The 17,460-nt window shown below is 65.0% G+C and carries 15 protein-coding genes; 2 read left to right on the top strand and 13 right to left on the bottom strand.

Annotation, left to right across the window (positions count from 1 at the left end):
- Window positions 1–91: 91 nt before the first annotated feature.
- From PAN31108_RS14750 to PAN31108_RS14760, 3 genes are read right to left on the bottom strand one after another with little or no spacing between them, the layout of a single operon-like run.
- Complete coding sequence (locus tag PAN31108_RS14750) at window positions 92–1,555, bottom strand: efflux transporter outer membrane subunit (RefSeq protein WP_150669576.1); 1,464 nt, start codon at window positions 1,553–1,555, stop codon at window positions 92–94.
- The gene (locus PAN31108_RS14755) at window positions 1,552–4,698 is read right to left on the bottom strand and encodes a multidrug efflux RND transporter permease subunit (protein WP_150669577.1); all 3,147 of its coding nucleotides are present in this window, start codon (window positions 4,696–4,698) and stop codon (window positions 1,552–1,554) included. Before PAN31108_RS14755 ends, PAN31108_RS14750 begins: the two co-directional genes overlap by 4 nt.
- Before the next feature lie 2 nt (window positions 4,699–4,700).
- Window positions 4,701–5,900 carry an efflux RND transporter periplasmic adaptor subunit gene (locus PAN31108_RS14760; protein ID WP_150669578.1) on the bottom strand — a complete coding sequence of 400 codons (1,200 nt, stop codon included), beginning with the start codon at window positions 5,898–5,900 and terminating at the stop codon, window positions 4,701–4,703.
- A 314-nt stretch (window positions 5,901–6,214) separates the two neighbouring features.
- On the opposite strand from PAN31108_RS14760, the gene PAN31108_RS14765 reads away from it, so the two are divergent.
- Window positions 6,215–7,087, top strand: a complete 873-nt coding sequence (locus PAN31108_RS14765; RefSeq protein ID WP_174994995.1) for a LysR family transcriptional regulator — start codon at window positions 6,215–6,217, stop codon at window positions 7,085–7,087.
- 47 nt (window positions 7,088–7,134) lie between these two features.
- Here PAN31108_RS14765 and PAN31108_RS14770 read toward each other — a convergent pair whose 3' ends face one another.
- The 6 genes from PAN31108_RS14770 to PAN31108_RS14795 form a co-directional block, all read right to left on the bottom strand.
- Window positions 7,135–7,593 (bottom strand): YaiI/YqxD family protein, encoded by a 459-nt coding sequence (locus tag PAN31108_RS14770; protein WP_150669579.1) that lies wholly within the window; start codon window positions 7,591–7,593, stop codon window positions 7,135–7,137.
- A gap of 164 nt (window positions 7,594–7,757) precedes the next feature.
- On the bottom strand, window positions 7,758–9,131 hold the full coding sequence (locus PAN31108_RS14775) for an MFS transporter (RefSeq protein ID WP_150669580.1): 1,374 nt from the start codon (window positions 9,129–9,131) through the stop codon (window positions 7,758–7,760).
- A gap of 203 nt (window positions 9,132–9,334) precedes the next feature.
- The gene (locus tag PAN31108_RS14780) at window positions 9,335–9,958 is read right to left on the bottom strand and encodes a pyridoxamine 5'-phosphate oxidase family protein (protein ID WP_174994996.1); all 624 of its coding nucleotides are present in this window, start codon (window positions 9,956–9,958) and stop codon (window positions 9,335–9,337) included.
- Entirely contained in the window at window positions 9,948–11,339 is a 1,392-nt protein-coding gene (locus PAN31108_RS14785) for an adenylosuccinate synthetase (protein WP_150669581.1), read from the bottom strand. Before PAN31108_RS14785 ends, PAN31108_RS14780 begins: the two co-directional genes overlap by 11 nt.
- Entirely contained in the window at window positions 11,336–11,800 is a 465-nt protein-coding gene (locus PAN31108_RS14790; RefSeq protein ID WP_150669582.1) for a RidA family protein, read from the bottom strand. Before PAN31108_RS14790 ends, PAN31108_RS14785 begins: the two co-directional genes overlap by 4 nt.
- Window positions 11,801–11,911: 111 nt before the next feature.
- Window positions 11,912–12,694 (bottom strand): AraC family transcriptional regulator, encoded by a 783-nt coding sequence (locus PAN31108_RS14795; protein WP_150669583.1) that lies wholly within the window; start codon window positions 12,692–12,694, stop codon window positions 11,912–11,914.
- A 125-nt stretch (window positions 12,695–12,819) separates the two neighbouring features.
- On the opposite strand from PAN31108_RS14795, the gene PAN31108_RS14800 reads away from it, so the two are divergent.
- Window positions 12,820–13,686: an alpha/beta hydrolase gene (locus PAN31108_RS14800; protein ID WP_150669584.1), complete on the top strand. Its 867-nt coding sequence runs from the start codon at window positions 12,820–12,822 to the stop codon at window positions 13,684–13,686.
- Window positions 13,687–13,800: 114 nt separating this feature from the next.
- Here the strand turns inward: PAN31108_RS14800 and cobF are convergent, their stop codons facing one another.
- Genes cobF through cbiE form a run of 4 tightly spaced genes read right to left on the bottom strand, consistent with a single transcriptional unit; the run spans window position 13,801 to window position 17,343 of the window.
- Window positions 13,801–14,568: a precorrin-6A synthase (deacetylating) gene (cobF, locus tag PAN31108_RS14805; protein ID WP_150669585.1), complete on the bottom strand. Its 768-nt coding sequence runs from the start codon at window positions 14,566–14,568 to the stop codon at window positions 13,801–13,803.
- Complete coding sequence (gene cobM, locus PAN31108_RS14810; RefSeq protein WP_150669586.1) at window positions 14,565–15,323, bottom strand: precorrin-4 C(11)-methyltransferase; 759 nt, start codon at window positions 15,321–15,323, stop codon at window positions 14,565–14,567. Before cobM ends, cobF begins: the two co-directional genes overlap by 4 nt.
- Window positions 15,320–16,102 carry a cobalt-precorrin-6A reductase gene (locus PAN31108_RS14815; protein ID WP_174994993.1) on the bottom strand — a complete coding sequence of 261 codons (783 nt, stop codon included), beginning with the start codon at window positions 16,100–16,102 and terminating at the stop codon, window positions 15,320–15,322. Before PAN31108_RS14815 ends, cobM begins: the two co-directional genes overlap by 4 nt.
- Window positions 16,099–17,343, bottom strand: a complete 1,245-nt coding sequence (gene cbiE, locus PAN31108_RS14820) for a precorrin-6y C5,15-methyltransferase (decarboxylating) subunit CbiE (protein WP_246183978.1) — start codon at window positions 17,341–17,343, stop codon at window positions 16,099–16,101. The genes PAN31108_RS14815 and cbiE overlap by 4 nt, the downstream gene beginning before the upstream one ends.
- Window positions 17,344–17,460: the final 117 nt, after the last annotated feature.

Consider the following 17,460-nt stretch of genomic DNA (forward strand, 5'->3'; position numbering starts at 1 on the left):
CGGTTCGCGAGACCCGGCGGGGGATGTTTTGCCTCGCATACGCGACTTCGGCACGGACGGCACGTCATCGCCGACGGCGCGTCACCTGTGCTCAGGAAGGCTCGACATGCGGCGTCCAGCCGCCGCCCAACGCGCGATACAGCGCCACGTGATTGACCAGCACGCGCTGCTTCACGTCGATCAGCTGTTGCGCCGCCTGAAAGTCGCTGCGCTGCGCGTCGAGCAGCTCCAGATAGCTCGCCACCCCATTCGCATAACGACGCTCGGCCAGTCGCAGCCGCTCGCGCTCGCCATCCGACACACGCTGTTGCGCCTGGAGCTGACGCGTCAGCCATTGCTGCGACGAAAGCGCGTCGTTGACCTCGGTGAAAGCGGTCTGAATGGCACGCTCGTACGAGACGACCGCCATCTCCTTGCGCACGTTCGCCAGATCCAGCCCCTGCATGTTGCGTCCGCCGTCGAAGATCGGCACGGTGATCTGCGGCATGAACGACCAGACACCGGTGCCCGCGCTGAACAGATCGGTGATGCGCGAACTGGCCGTACCGATGTCGGTCGTCAACCGGATCGACGGGAAGAAGGCGGCCCGGGCGGCGCCGATATTCGCGTTCGCGCCGCGCAATTGTGCTTCCGCCTGCCGGATGTCCGGGCGTCGCATCAGCAACGACGACGGCAATCCCGCCGCGACCGGTACCACGAAGGCACTGTCGAGCGCCGCCTCGGACGAGGGCCGTGTCGCCACGTCACCGGTCAGCACCTGCAAGACGTGCGCGATCTCGCTGCGCTGGCGCTCACGCTCGGCGAATGCCGCGCGCGCCACTTCGACCTGCGTCGTCTCGGTGTTCAGATCGAGGCCGTCGACGAGCCCTCGCTCGGCGCGCAGGCGAATGACCTGCATGCCCGCCTCACGCGCGGCCAGCACCTTGGCCGCATAGGCGCGCTGCTCGTTGGCGGCAACGAGTCCGATGTAGGCCGTCGCCACTTCGGCCACGAGACTGACCTGCGCCGCGCGCTGCGCCTCTTCGCTTGCGAGATACGTCTGTAAAGCGGCGTCGCGCAAGCTGCGCACGCGTCCGAAGAAATCGAGCTCGAATGCGCTCACGCCGACCATTGCCCGAACATCGTTGGCGACATAGCCGCCCGGCGTACTGCTGCCGCCCTCGGGCAGTCCGGCGGAACCCGAATAGCGCTGACGGGAGAACGAGCCTCCTGCCTGCACGGTCGGCAACAGGTTGGCGCCTTCGATACCGTAAAGTGCGCGGGCTTCCTGCACGCGTAACGACGCCAGACGCAAATCGCGGTTCTGTGCGAGCGCCTTGCGAATCAGTGCCTGCAACGCCGGATCGGTGAAGACGTCGGCCCAGTCGGCGTCGCCCGTGAGCGGCGCGGCGAGCGCGCGTTGCACGTCGCCACCCGCCGGCGCCGCTTCATACGTCGTGGGCATCGGCGCGGCGGGTCGCTCGTACGTGGGCGCCATCGTGCATCCGGCGAGCAACGCAAAACAGCCTGTCGCGGCCAAGGTCATCCCGCGAAGGCGGGGTCGAAACATCGTCATACTTTCCCCTCGACGGCGGGCGCGGCGTCTGCCTGCGCAGCCTTGCCGTCATTGTGTGAGCGACGCACGAAGCGACCGACCGTCAGGAAAAACACCGGCACCAGAAAAATCGCCAGCACCGTCGCCGTGACGATCCCGCCGAGCACGGCGACACCGATCGCGCGCTGCGCGCCCGACGCCGGTCCCGACGCAATCGCCAGCGGCACCACGCCGAAACCGAACGCCAGCGAGGTCATCATGATCGGACGTAGACGCAGGCGCGCCGCTTCCACGGTGGCGTCGAGCCATGCCATGCCTTGTCTGGTCAGATCGTTGGCGACCTCCACGATCAGAATGGCGTTCTTCGCCGACAGACCGATGGTCGCGATCAATCCCACCTTGAAGTAGATGTCGTTGGGCATCCCCAGCAGGCTCACCGCGCCCAGCGCACCGATCACGCCGAGCGGCACCACCATGATGACCGCCGCCGGAATCGCCCAACTCTCGTAGAGCGCCGCGAGCGCAAGGAACACTACCAGCACCGACAACGCGAAGAGAATCGGCGCCTGCGCCCCCGAGTCGCGCTCTTCCAGCGACTGCCCGCTCCACTCGTGCCCGATGCCTGCCGGCAACGCCTTCATCAGTTCCTCCATGCGCGCCATGGCCTCGCCACTGCTCTTGCCCGGCGCGGATTCGCCCTGAATCGTGAACGACGGATAGCCGTTGTATCGCGTGAGCTGCGGCGACCCGAGCTTCCACTTGAGCGCAACGAAAGCCGAGAGCGGCACCATCTCGCCATTGGCGTTACGCACGCGCAGATTGCCGATGTCTTCCGGCGACACGCGCCGACGGCCGTCCGACTGCACGAGCACGCGACGACTCTCCGCGCCCAGCATGAAGTCGCCCACGTAGTCCGAACCGAACATGGTGGCGAGCGTCGTGTTCACGTCGTCCATATTCACCTTGAGCGCTTCCATCTTGCGACGGTCGAGGCTCACGTCGACCTGCGGCACATCGCCCTGACCGGCGAAGATCACGTTCTTGAGCACCGGGTCCTGCGCCGCTTTGTGAAGCAGGTCGTCACGCGCCGCAGTGAAAACGTCCCTGCCCACGCCTGCGCGGTCCTGCAAGCGCAGATTGAAGCCGTTGGACGAGCCCAGCTCCGGCAGCGCCGGGCTGTTCATCGCGATCATCATGCGATCCGGCTGCCCCATGAACTTCTCGTTCACGCGCTCGACGATGGCGTTCACACCGTCGTGCTTCGAGGTGCGTTCGTGCCAGTCCTTGAGCGTGACGTACAACATGCCGCCGCCCGGCCCCGCGCCGAACTCGTTCCAGCCACCCAGCACGAACACGTGCTTGACCGGCTCGTTTTGCATCAGATAGCGCTCGATGCGCCCCAGCGCCGTCATCGCCTCAGGCAGCGTCGCGCCCCGCGGCTCGGACGCCATCACCATGAAGCTGCCCGTGTCTTCCTCCGGAATGAAGGCCGTCGGCAAGCGCATGAACGCCAGCGGCACCGCGACGAGCACGAGCCCGTACACCAGCAGCGCGCGCCACGGATGCCGCAACGTCTTGTCGACGGTGCGCGTGTAGCGTTCGGTGCCCAGCGCGAACGTGCGGTTGAACCATCCGAAGAAGCCGCGCTTCTCGTGGTGTTCGTGCGAGACCGGGCGCAACAGGGTGGCGCACAGCGCCGGCGTGAGCGAGAGCGCGAGGAACGCCGAGAAGCCGATGGACACCGCGAGCGTGATCGCGAACTGACGGTAGATGTTGCCCACGGCGCCCGAGAAGAACGCCATCGGCACGAAAACCGTCACGAGCACCACCGTGATGCCCACGATGGCCCCACTGATCTGCTGCATCGCCTTGACCGTGGCCGCGTAAGGGGACAGCCCCTCCTCGACCATGATCCGCTCGGTGTTCTCGACAACGACGATGGCGTCGTCCACGAGAATGCCGATAGCGAGCACCATGCCGAACATTGTCAACGTGTTGATCGAGTAACCCAGTCCCAGCAACACGCCGAACGTACCGAGCAAGGCGACCGGCACCACGAGCGTCGGGATCAGCGTCGCACGCAGGTTCTGCATGAACAGATACATCACCAGGAACACGAGCACGATGGCTTCGAGCAGCGTCGTCACGACTTTCTGGATCGAGACCTTTACGAACGACGCCGTCTCGTAAGGCATCTGGTACTCGACCCCAGCCGGGAACAGCTTCGCCTGCTCGTTCATCACCTGACGCACGGCCTTCATGACTTCAACGGCATTCGATCCGGCCGCCAGCTTGATGCCCATTGCCGTGGCCGGCAGTCCGTCGACACGCGACGAGTAGTTGTAGTCCGACGCGCCCAGCTCCACGCGCGCCACATCCCCCAGGCGGATGGCCGATCCATCCGAGCGCACGCGCAGCGGAATGTCGGCGAAGGCTTCCGGCGTGGACAACGCGCTGTCGGACACGACGTTCGCGTTGATCGGCGCGGACGTCGGCGTCGCCCCCGCGCCAAGATCCCCGATGGTCACGCGCGCGTTGTAGGCGCGCACCTTGGAGACGATGTCCGTGGCGGTGAGATCGAGCGCGACGAGTCTGGCCGGATCCGGCCAGATACGAATCGCTTTCTCCGTGCCCCAGAACTGCACCTGACCAACGCCGGGCACGCGCTTGAGCTGGTTCATGACCTGCGAGGCCGCGATTTCTCCCAGATCGAATTCGTTGACCGCCGGATTGCGCGACGACAGCGTGACGACCATGTGGATGTTGTCGGCCGCGCGCTCGACCTTTACGCCGTAGCGACGCACGACCTCCGGCAGGCGCGACTCGACCGTCTTCAGGCGGTTCTGCACTTCCACCGCCGCCAGATCGAGACTGGTGCCCTGACGGAACGTCAGGTTGACCGACGACTCGCCGTTACCGCTCGTGGCGGACGTGTACGTCAGTCCCGGCGCGCCGTTCATCTGACGTTCGATGATGGCAGTGACCGAGTCTTCGACGACTTTCGCCGACGCGCCGGGATAGCTGCTCCACACACTGACCATCGGCGGGGCGATGTCGGGGTACTGCGCGACGGGCAGCGCCCGGATCGCGAGCACGCCGATCAGCGTGATCAACAGGGAGATCACCCAGGCAAAGACCGGGCGATCGATAAAGAAACGGGCCATGGTTAATGCGTCTCCGCTGAGGTGGCCTGAGCGGCCATCGCGGTGGCGTCTGCCCTGGTTTTGACCTGCATGCCGTCGGAGAACTGCGCGACGTTCTGCACGATCACGTGCTCACCGCCCTTGAGGCCGTCCGTCACGAGCCAGTCACGACCGTCGATCGCCTCGGCGCGCACGGACTTGTCGTGCACCTTGCCCTGCGCATCGACCACGCGCACGATAGCGCCCTCAGCGGTGCGGGTGAGCGATTCGCGCGGCACGCGAACGACATTCGGATTGACCGCCCCCTGCATGCGCACCTGCACGAACGCGCCGGGCAGCAGCACGCCGTCCGGGTTCGGCAGCAGCGCACGCATGGCGATGGTGTCCGTGCCGGGGTCGACGGCCAGATCCGTGAAGAGCAACTTGCCCGGCAGCGCGTATTCACGGCCGTCAGGCAGCGTCACATGCACCTGCGGTGCAGCGGCGCCTTCGCCTTGCTGCAACTTGCCCGCGCGCAGGTCGCGCGTCATGGCGTAGACCTCGGCCGCCGGCTGCGAGAAATTCACGTAGATCGGATCGATCTGCTCCACACGCGTGAGCAACGTGGGCGAGTCGAGGCCGACGAGCGCGCCCTCCGTAACTTCGGCACGGCGAACGCGTCCCGCGATGGGCGAGACAACGCTCGTGTAGCCGAGATTGAGTTCGGCCTTGCGGACTTCCGCGCGTGCGGCCAGCACTTCCGCACGGGTACGGGCTTCGGCGGCGCGGGACTCTGCGTCTTCGCGCGCACTGATGGCGTGCGAATCGAGCAGGCCACGGTAGCGCTCGATCTTGTCGCGCGCGGAATCGTGCTCGGCCTGCGCTTTGGCCAGCGCACCGCGTGCGGCGTCGAGCGCGGCGGACAGCGGCTGCGGGTCGATGCGGAACAGCACCTCGCCCCTGGCGACCTTCTGCCCCTCCTGATACTTGCGCTCGATGACCACACCGCCAGCCCGCGCGCGCACGTCGGCACTGCGGTACGCCTCCAGACGTCCCGGCTGCTCGGTCGTGAGCGGCTCGGCGCGACGCTCGACCGTGCGCACGACGGCTTCGGGTGTGGCATCCGCCGTCTCATTTTTGCCACGGTCCGAGCATGCAGCCAGCAGAAGAACGCAGGCGACCACGCTGGCGGACACACCCGTCAGCACTCCGAAACGGGTTCGGTAAACGATTTTCGATGACATGTAAGCACGTTTGATTGACGACATCCGGTCGACGGTGTCGAGGCTGCGTTCGGTGCGCGGCGTCGAGCGAGAGCCGGTGCGCCATGCACCGGCGATGGGGGAAACCGGGAGCCCGCATCTCTCCAGGGGCGCCGTGGGTGGCAGGTGCGCGTTGCGCTGAGGAAGTCTGTGCCTGAGACTGCCGGACCGGCGATCCGGTCGTCTGCCGCCTCGCCTATGCTGGCGTTTCAATCTGGCGTTTTAGATTGGAGAAACGCGATTTTGCCGTGAAAAACATGTTAGAAAAAGTTGGAACCTATCTATAAAATGAATGGATGAACTGGACAATCGAACAATTGCGCTACTTTGTGGCGGCAGCGGAGGCTGGCTCGATATCCGCTGCCGCCCGTCGTCTGGGCAAAGCCCAGTCTGCGGTGAGTACGGCGATTGCGTTGCTCGAAGCGGATTTGGGATTTGAACTATTCGATCGCAGTCGCCGCAACGCCCGCCTCACCGATCAGGGTGAGGTGATGCTGCTCGAAGCCAAGGAGTTGCTGCGCCAGGCGGAGGGCCTGAATCATCGCGCCAACGCGCTGGCGTTCGGGGAGCAGCCGCAGTTGTCGCTGGCGCTGGACGAAGCGCTGCCCTATCAGGCCGTGAGCGAGTTGGTGCGCGACCTCGCGCATCAGTTCGCTTATCTGGAACTGACGCTGCTCAACGGCACATCGACCGAAGTCGCCGATTACGTGGAGAAGCAGCGTGCGGACATCGGCTTTCACGTGGATCGCGGCGCGATCTCGTCGGCACTCGGCCACAAGTACGTCGGCTCGGCCGTGCAGGGCGTTTTCGTCGCGGGCGACCATCCGCTGGCGTACCGCGATCAGGTCACGCGCGGCGATCTGGCGAAGTACCGTCAGATTCTGTTGCAGATGGACGACATCATGCCGCTGCAACTCAGCCCGTCGATCTGGCGTGTGGACAGTTCCTACGTCATTGCCAGCATGGTCGTCGACAAGCTCGGCTGGGCGGTCCTGCCGATCGATATTGCGGAGTACGAGGATTTGCACGAACTTCGCTGCGACGATCTCGGACTGCCGCAATTGCCCGTGCGTATGTTGTGGCGTTTCGGTCGCGAGCCGAACGATGTGATGCGCTGGTGCGAGGCGCGTTTTGCCGAGCTGTTGCGTGCCGGCACCAACCAGACATGACACTCCCCGCAGGCGCTGCCGCACGTCTTGAATCGCGTGCGCGCCGCTCAGGGCGACGGTTTGCGTCGACGCGCAAGAAAACGATCCAGCTCGCCGGCGAATGCCTTGCTGTCGCGCGGGCTGAACGGTGCGGGTCCACCAGTCTCGATGCCCGCCGTGCGCAGTTGCTCCATCATGTCTCGCACCGACAGGCGCTCCTTGATGTTCTCGGGTGTGAACCAGTTGCCGCGCGGGTCCAGCGCATGGCCGCCTTTGTCGATCACCGCAGCGGCCAGCGGAATATCGGCCGTAATCACCAGATCTCCTGCCTCGACCATCTCGACGATGCGCGCGTCCGCCACGTCGAACCCCGACGGGACCTGAATCGCCTTGATGAACGGCGACGGCGGCGTACGCAGGCACTGATTCGCCACCAGCGTCACCGGCATGGATTCGCGTCGGGCGGCACGAAACAAGATTTCCTTGATGGCGGCGGGGCAGGCGTCCGCGTCGACTAGCACTTGCATTTCGGGTGGTCTCTTTGACGGAGGCGCCCATCATACGGCAAGCCGTGCCCCGCGCTATCGCGCCGGGGCCGATGCACGGCGAAGCGCTCCCCCACCGCCCCCTCAGGAAATACAGGACATACCGGATATACCGGATATATCCGATACATAGAACCTAACGCCGCTCAGCCCGAGACCGTCTCCAACTGCATCCCCATTGTCTCGACACCGTAACGCCACACGCACAACGCGGCGATCCCGAAACAGATCGCGCCGAAGAGAAACACCGCATCGCTCGTGGACCACGTCACGATGGCGCCAACGAGCGTGGGCCCCAGCAATGCCCCGATCCGGCCACAGAACGACGCGTAGCCACACCCGGTCGCACGGGCGCGCGAAGGAAACAACTCCGGCGTGTAGGCGTACAGCACCGCCCACATGCCGAACGCGAAGAATTGCATGCTCGCGCCAGTCGCATAGATCGACCACTGGGGGGCACCGGCGAGCAGCACCTGACCGAACGCGTAGGTCGCGCACGCCCCACCAACGAGCGTCCCCACGCAGGTCAGCTTTCGACCCAATCGCTCGACGGACCACGCCGCGCACAGAAATCCCGGAATCCCCCCTAGCGAGATGCACACCGTGAAGAGCACCGACTTCGTGACCACGATCCCTGCCGCCTGCTGGAGCGCCCCCAGCCAGGTGTTCAACCCGTAAAAGCCGAGCAAGGCAAAGAACCACAACGCACCGACCATCAGGGCGCGCCGACGATAACCGGCAGACCAGATCACGCGCATGCCGCGGGCGTCGCGTTGATTCTCCTGTGTATCGGGCGCAAGCGAAGGCAACGACGTCAGCCCGAGGCGGCGCATGACCGACGCCTCCGCCGCGCCGACGATCGCGTCAGCCGCCTCATAACGCCCCTGCGACTCCAACCAGCGGGGGGATTCCGGCACATAGCGTCGAATGACGAACAGAAACAGGGCAGGTATCGCCTCCAGCGCGAACAGCATGCGCCAGTCGTGATGGGCGAGCACGACGTAGGACAACAGCCCTGCACTGATGAAGGCGAGCGGCCAGTTGCCATCCATCAACGCGAGATACTTGCCCCGTCGGTGCGTCGGAATGAACTCGGAGAGCAGCGTTTGCGCGAGTGGCAACTCCATCCCCATGCCAATACCCAGCAACACGCGATACGCGCCCAGCTCCGCCGGCCCCGAGGCCATGGCGCACATCACGCTGCCCACGCCCCACACCATCATGCTGATCTGAAACACCGGCTTTCGTCCGAAGCGGTCGGCCGCCATACCCGAGCCGATCGCGCCGATCGCCATGCCGACGAAACTCGCGCTCCCGATCAGACCTGCCTGCATGTTGGAGAGCGCGAATTCCGTCTTGATCGAACCGAGCACGAACGTCATGGTCGCCAGGTCGATGTTATCGAAGAAAAATGCCAGGGAAATCACGAGAAACAACCATCGGTGATACCCGCAAACGGGCAGCCGTTCCAGTCGCTGCGCCGCCGTTGTCCGGTCCACCTCAATCGAATGCATTTTCATACACCGCTCCTCCGTTTCGACCTATCCCGTTGAATACACCGGCACCGCGAATCGGTACCGGCTGCATCAATATCGGGCGCCAAAACCAGCGCGGCGCGCGGGAAAATGTCGTGCACAATCGGAGTTACGCCAAGATGCGACGTCGCGTGCTCGTCGCCATCTCGCCTCGCCGGCGCCCGTGCACGGGCAATCGATGTCGGCGCTTAAAACTGCTTGCGACGAAAACGTTGCGGATCGAACGCGTCTTCGGGCAAGCCGGACACGGCCGCTCCGCGCTCGAACGGATAACGCAGATAAGGCGCCTGTGGCTGTCCCGGCGGCGAATACTGACCGTCCGCGAGAATCCGCTTCTTGGCGCTGAGGCTTTCGATCCGACAACGAATGGCCACGATCTGATTCGCGGCCCCCGGCTCGATGGGGGTGTAATCCTTCTCGGGACGGAACTTCTCCAGCGCCTCGTTCTGGTGCGCGATGACGTCGTGCGTTTGCTCGCGGGTCATCGCTTCGCAGCGGGCGATCACGCTGTAGTACTCCAGGCTGGTGTTCTGTCCCTTGGGCGCTTTGAGCAGGGCAACCGGGCGGTCCACGACGATGGTGACGTGCGGATTCTCGCGCAGCAAACGCGAGAATCGACCGAAGCGAGAACAGTGAATGAGAAACGCATCGCCGACGAACGTGAAGCTTTGCGGCACGACATAGGGAAACGGCACGTCGTTCACGGCGACGCGACAGATCAGTTCGTCGCGCAAGAAAGCCTCGATAGCCGGCCAATCGGTCCATGCCAGATCGGCACGGCGCATTTCTGAGTCGAGATAATCAGGCGTCATCGTTGACGGTCTCTTCGGAAAGGATGAGTAACTGCTCGCGGCGGGGGCCGACCCCGATGCCGGCAATGCGGCATGCGGTTGCTGCCTGCAATGCCGAGACGAACGCTCGAAGCGGCAAGGGCAACCGGGCCGCATCGGTCGTATCGCCGGAAAGCTCGCCAAATGCGGGAAAGCGATACATCGTCGTGGCGTTCGCACCGCCCTCGGCATTCGGCATGAGCACCGGAATCGCGCCCTCACGCGTGCCGGAGAAAAGCGACAGGCAGTCGCACTTGTTGAGATACCACTCGTCCACGCCGTGGCGCCGTATGACCTCGGCAAGCCCGGCGACGTCGAGCCGTCCCAACCGCCGCGGGCGGCCACTGCCGGTGCCGTACTCGTACGTCAGCATGCGCAGCGCTATGCCGACATCGAACTCGTCTTCCGACATCAGCAGCGCTTTCGGATCGAAGCGATCCCGCTCCTCGCGCCAGCCGATCCCGCGCAGCGCGGCGTCGGCGCAGTACCGGGAAGAGCGCTGCGCACCGAATTCCGTGCGAAACGGGCCCGCGCCGACGCGCGATGCAATTGCCTTCGCCACGCCGATCGTCTTGCGGTGATATCGAACGGGAAGATCGCCACCGACAAAAGCGAACGCCGGCGCCGTATGACTGGAGGTCACATAGGGCTGCTGTCCGCCGGTCACGTCCAACAGCACCGACTGCGCTCCCTCGAAAAGCACACGTGCACCGCGCTGCACGCGCTGCGTCATCCACAGCGCATCCACCACCTCGACCGTTTGTCCGAGCCTCGCCCATGCCGCACGCATGTCTGCGATGGCCGCCGCTGTCGCCGCTCGGGCATCCGGAGCGGCGTGGGGCGTCTCGGCATAGCGGGCCATCTGGTCGAACGCACCCGCCTCGTCGGCGACCAGATCGCGAAGCTGTACGACGGTTCGTGTGCCGCCCTGCCACCGCAGCGACAAATCGGCATAGCACGGCCCAACGCCATTGCCTGTCGTGCCGATCTGCGCGCCGTGTCTGGCATCGAAGTCCAGATGCCGGGGCTGTATGACAGCACATTGCTCGCTCACATAAAGCCGCCCCTTCAGCGAGACGCCGATGCTGCGCAACGCGTCGATTTCATTGGCCAGCTTGACAAGACTGACGACGCAGCCCGACCCGATGTACATCAGCGTATGCGCATGGAAAACCCCTGAGGGTACCTGCGCCAACCGGGCGTCTCCGGAAGGCGTCGACACCGTGTGCCCCGCATTCGCACCGCCATTGAAGCGGGCGACGATGTCGTAATTCACCGACAGCCTGTCGACGATCTTGGCCTTTCCTTCGTCACCGTATTGCAGACCGACGAGGACGTCGGCATATCCGGCGCGCGCGTTCATGATGCGAGTGCAAAAGTGGCTTCGACTTCGACCGGCGCGTTCAGCGGCAAACTCGCGACACCGATGGCAATACGGGCATGCTCGCCCGGTTGTCCAAAGATCTGCGTCAGCAGCTCCGACGCCGCGTTGATGATTGACGGCGCGTCGGCAAACCCCTCCGAGGTGGCGACGAAACCGCCGACCCGCAACACACTCTCGATGCGGTCGAGTTGACCGTGTGTCGCCAGATGCGCCCAACCCAGCACGTTCATGACGCACAGGCGTGCGGCATGCCGGGCATCGTCGATCGACACGTCGGACGGCACCTTGCCGGTCCACACAGGCGCGCCGGCACGCACGGGCAACTGTCCCGAAACGATGAGCGTATTGCCATGAACCTTGAAGGGCCGAAAAGCCGCCGGCGTCACTTTGAGGTCCGGCAATTCCAGCGCTGCGGCCGCGATACGTTCGTAAATATTCATGTCATCTCCATCATGAAGCCGCCACGGCGGCGGTGCATTCATTCTGGAGGATCGGGCGCGACCCGCATGTCGAGCTCAGGCAAACGTATGTCGCGATAACGCCAATCGGGCTCAGGTGTCTTTCGGCCTGAAGAATTCGGTCGGCGCGCAGCCGAGCGCCTTGCGGAACATGGCGCTGAACGCGCTGGTGCTGTCGTACCCGAGCGACGATGCGATATCCGTCACCGGGCGCTGTGCGCTCAACATCTGCACCGCGACGAGCAACCTCGCCTGCTGCCGCCAGCGCGTAAACGTCATCCCGGTTTGCTCGGGAAACAACCGGATGATGGTGCGCTCGCTGGCGCCGACAACTTTGCTCCACGCGCAAACCGATGTCTCTTCCGCCGGGTTCGCGAGAATCCACCGGCAAATGCGCGCGATACGTTCGTCCGAGGGCATGGGGAGGTGAAGCGGTTCGATGGCGAGCGGGCGGATCTCGTGAAACAACAGATCGACGACGGCGGCATCCCGGCCCCCCAACGCATATTCGACAGGCATGCGCGCGACCGCAGAAATGAGTTCGCGCAGCAACGGAGACACGGAGACGACACAACAGTCGCTCGTGTGTAAAGGCAGCCGATCCGCGTCGAAATAGAGCGTGCGCATCTCGATGGCGCCAACGGCCTGCATGCAGTGCCTGACGCCCGGCGGCACCCAGACGGCACGCAGCGGCGGCACGACCCACGTGCCCTTGGACGTCGTGACGACAATAGCGCCGGTGATCGCATAAATGAGTTGTCCGCGAACATGCTCGTGATAGTCGATGAAGAATCGATCCGGCAAATCGCGCGCCATGCCGCCGACCGGCCGCGCAATCTGCTGATAATCGTCCCGGTCCTCACTCTTCCCGAACATGGCGTAACCTCGGCATACGTTGTCACTTGTGCGCGCGCCGCTTCGCGGCGCCTCTCTTACATTCGGCATTTGCGTCGCGACACGGCGACGTGAAATCGTTTTCCATTCCGATGAGTGAGGCTAGCATGCCGGTTTACCGTTCGTTTGATCAAGAGGCACTGGATCAGCAATACAACGTTCGCGCGGGGATTCCCGATCATCTCGCTATTTTTTCGCGCTGGGCTCGCACCGGCGAGGCCTTTCGTCGCGCCAACGCGTTCAGAGAAGACATTGCGTACGGCGAAGACGCAAAACAGACCTATGACCTGTTTCCCGCAAAGCACGCAGGGCGCCCCACGCTCGTCTTCATTCACGGCGGCTACTGGCAATCGCTGGACAAATCCGACTTCAGTTCACTGGCGGGGCTGTATCAGACGAACGACATCAACTTCGTCGTGGTGAACTATCGGCTCGCGCCGGAGGTGCGCATGGGCGACATCGTCGAGGACAATCGCCAGGCCGTGCTGCATCTTTATCGCAACGCCGCGTCGCTCGGCATCGACCGTGACGCCATTTTTGTCTGTGGCAGTTCGGCGGGCGGACATCTGACGGCGGCACTCGCCGGCACGGATTGGGTCGCGTACGATGCGCCCGCCAATCTGATCAAAGGTGCGTGCGCCATCAGCGGCCTGTACGACCTTGAGCCCATTCGCCTGTGTTATCTGAACAAGGCGGTTCGGCTCGACCGTGACGAGGTCATGCATTTCAGCCCCATTCACCACCTTCCCAAAGTGCCGCTGCCGTATATCCTCAGCGTGGGCGGCGACGAGTCGGACGAATTCCATCGGCTTCAGGCGCAGTTCCAGACGCTTCTCAACGACCATGGACTGAACGTCAGAATCGCCCGGCAACGCGACGGACATCATTTCGACGCCGTCGACCGCGTGGGTCAGGCGGGCAACGCATTGTCTGCCGCGATTCTGGAGATGATCGGGGAGACGGCTCGCCGATAACGCCCGCCCCGGCGTTTTATGGATGTCCCGGGAGTCGCGAAGGCGCAAACGCCCCCTTGCGCCTTCGGTGCCGACGAACTCGCGTCATCCCGTGCGCCCGGCGTCGGGCGAGCGTCATTGCGTGCGTCGGCGCAGCAAATACGTGTCCATGATCCAGCCATGCGTGCGGCGTGCCTCGTCGCGCACGCGCTCGATGTCGTGCATCACGTCGCACAGGCGGCCGGAGATCAGGATTTCGTCGGGCGTGCCGACATATGCGCCCCAGAAGATGTCGAGGTCTTCATGCGCGAGATGCTTGTACGAGTGCTTCGAATCGAGCATGACGACCACGGTATCCACGTGCTTCGGAAAGCCGTCGACGATGCCGCGTCCATTGGTGATTTCGATCGACCGCCCGATCTGGTTCAGCGGAATGCGATGTTGCGCGGCCAGCGCCTGCACACTGCTGATGCCCGGGATCACGTCGAACGCGAACGTATCGTTGCCCCCGGCGCGAATGGCGTCGAGGATTCGGATCGTGCTGTCGTACAGCGACGGATCGCCCCACACGAGAAACGCCCCGACTTCGCCGTCTTTCAGTTCGTCGGCAATCAGACGCTCGAAAATGCGCTGCTTGTCGCGGTTCAGTTCGTCGACGGCGGTGCGGTAGTCGGCATCCGACGCGTCGGGCCGACGCTCGGGACTCGTGGCTTCGGCAATCCGGTACTCGCGATGCGTTACGAACCGTTCGATGATGAGCCGGCGCAGCGCAATCAGCTTCTCCTTGGCCACGCCTTTGTCCATCACGAAAAACACGTCGGCGCGATTGAGCGCGTCGATCGCCTGAACCGTCAGGTAATCGGGATTGCCCGCACCGATACCGATGATCAGGATCTGCTTCATGCCTCGATCTCCCGATGCGGGAGCGTCGCCCCCGATGAGGCGTAGAGCGACGAGTCCGCGAACCCTTCGGCGGCGAGCACCCGGCCAACCAGAATGAGCGCGGTGCGCTCGATGCCCGTCTGTCCGACCTTCGCTTCGATATCCGCCAGCGTGCCGGTCACGCGCATCTCGTCGGGCCAACTGGCACGATAGACGACCGCAATCGGACATGCGTCGCCGTAATGCGGTTTGAGTTCTGCGACGATGCGCGCGAGATGCCGCACGCCCAAGTGAATCGCCATCGTCGCCCGGTGACGCGCCAGATCGCCCAGCGCCTCGCCCTCCGGCATGACCGTCTTGGTCGCGTAACGCGTGAGAATGAGCGTCTGGGAAATGCCCGGAAGCGTGAGTTCGCAGCCGAGCGTCGCCGCGCACGCCGCCGTGGCGGTCACCCCCGGCACGATCTCGTAGGGAATCTGCAATGCACGAAGCCGGCGAATCTGTTCGCCGATCGCCCCGTACAGCGACGGGTCGCCCGAGTGCACGCGCGCGACATCCTCTCCCCTGGCGTGCGCCTCGCAGAGCAGCGCGACGATGGCGTCGAGATCGAGGTCTGCGGTGTTGACCACGCGCCCGGCCGTGTGACCGGCGAGCACGGCGTCCGGGACCAGCGACCCTGCGTAGAGAATCACCGGACAGTTGCGAATCAGACGCTGCCCTTTGACCGTGATCAGATCAGGGTCGCCCGGCCCGGCGCCAATAAAATAGACCGTCATACTTCGTTCCCTCTCCAAGAGGTCTGGATGTTACGGACACGCGCCTCGGCCCGCAATGCACCGAGCGCCGCCAGCAACGCGGCCCCGCTCTCGAACGTGCGCTCCGGTGCGATGCCCTGCTGCGCCTCGGGCCGCGTCAGCATCACCACCGGCAAGCCGCGCTCGCGCGCCACGTCGAGCTTCGCTTCGGTCGCGGCGCCGCCACTATTCTTGCTGACGACAACATCGATCTCATACTGCGCGAACAACGCGCGTTCGCTCTCATGCGTGAATGGGCCGCGGGCGCCGATCACGACAGCTTGCGCGTTACCCGGATGCGCGTCGAGACAGCGCACGACCCAGCGCTGATGCGCCGCAATGGTATCGAGATGATCGAGCGGCGCGCGTCCGAGGGTGAACAACGGACGGGAGAAGCTCGTGAGCGCTTTGCACACGGCACGCCAGTCGGACACGACACGCCAGTCGTCGCCCGGCCGGGGCTGCCACGGCGCACGGCGCAGCGCCCACACCGTCACCGCCGCACGCTGTGCAGCGGTGAGCGCATTCGCGCTGATCTGCGCGGCGTAGGGGTGCGTGGCATCGATCAGCAGGTCGATGCCCTCGGCGTCGAGATACTGTGCGAGTCCGTCGCTGCCGCCGAAGCCGCCCACCCGGACCGCGCACGGCAAGTCGTCGGGCACGCGACCCAGCCCGGCCAGACTGTAGATGTCCTGCGGCGTCAGTTGACGCGCGATCTTCAGCGCGTCGCCGGTGCCGCCGAGCAGCAGGACCCGCGTCACGAGGCACCTCCGTCGCGAAGTTCGCCGGCGGCGTGATCGCCCGATGGCTTGGTCGCTTCCAGCATCGTGATGGGCAGTGCGGCTCGCCACGTGTCGAATCCGCCGAGCGGACGGACTTCGCTGATCGCCAGACGCGTCAACGCACCGCCGTGCCGCTCGCGCCAGTCGACCAGCGCCGCCTCGCTTTGCAGCGTCACCGCGTTTGCGACGAGGCGCCCGCCGGGGCGCAACCGCGACCAGCATGCGTCGAGCACGCCCGGGATCGTCACGCCCCCGCCGATGAAGATGGCGTCCGGCGCGGCCAGTCCCTGCAAGGCGTCGGGCGCACGGCCCGCGACCAGTTCCAGTCCGGGCACACCCAGCGCCTCCCGGTTATGCGCAATAAACGCCTGACGTTCCGGGGACGATTCGATCGCGATGGCGCGACACGCCGGGTGCGCGCGCATCCATTCGATGCCGATGGAGCCGCATCCCGCACCGACATCCCAAAGCAACGCGCCCGGCAGCGGCGCCAGACGCGCCAGCGTGATTGCGCGCACATCGCGCTTGGTCAACTGGCCGTCGTTGAGAAACGCATCGTCGGGCAGACCGACGGTCAATGGCAGCGAACGCGCCGTATCGGCACGGCAGGTGAGCGCGATGAGATTGAGCGCCTCGACCTGCCGGTCGCCCCACGCCCTGGCGACGGCATCGATGCGATGCTCGCGGGGTCCGCCGAGCGCTTCGAACACGTGCATGGACGTCGCACCGAAACCGCCGCCGCACAGCAAAGCGGCGACGTCGGCCGGCGACGCGCCGTCGCGACTGAGCACCAGCAGCCTGGCGCCGTCACGCACATACGCATTGAGGGTGGCGAGCGGCCGTCCGACCAGCCAGACGGCCTGTACGTCCTGCAACGCCCACCCGAGCCGGGCGGCGGCCAGCGACAGCGACGACGGCGCACCGATCACGTGCATCTCGTCGGACGGGACGCGGCGCGCCAGCGTCGCACCCACGCCGAACAGCATCGGATCGCCGCTGGCGAGCACGCAGACCCGGTGAGCGCGCCACCCCAGCAGCGGCTCGACGTCGAACGGGCTGGGCCACGGTTCGCGCCGCGCCCGGATGCGCGTCGGGAGCATCGACAGATGGCGCGGGGCGCCGGTCACGATCTCGGCGTCGAGCAGCGCACGACGGGCGTTTCTGCCCAGACCGGCAAACCCGTCTTCCCCTATGCCGATCACCGTCAGCCAGGGTGTCATCGCATCGCCGGTCGTCATTCTCGATCCTCTCCCCATCCGTCGCTCACGGCCCGTAAAATCGCGGCCGGAAACCGCAAAGCAGGCATAATACCGCTTTGCCGAAGCCCTCCGGGGCCG

It is taken from the genome of Pandoraea anhela (assembly GCF_902459655.1).
Taxonomy (GTDB): Bacteria; Pseudomonadota; Gammaproteobacteria; order Burkholderiales; family Burkholderiaceae; genus Pandoraea; species Pandoraea anhela.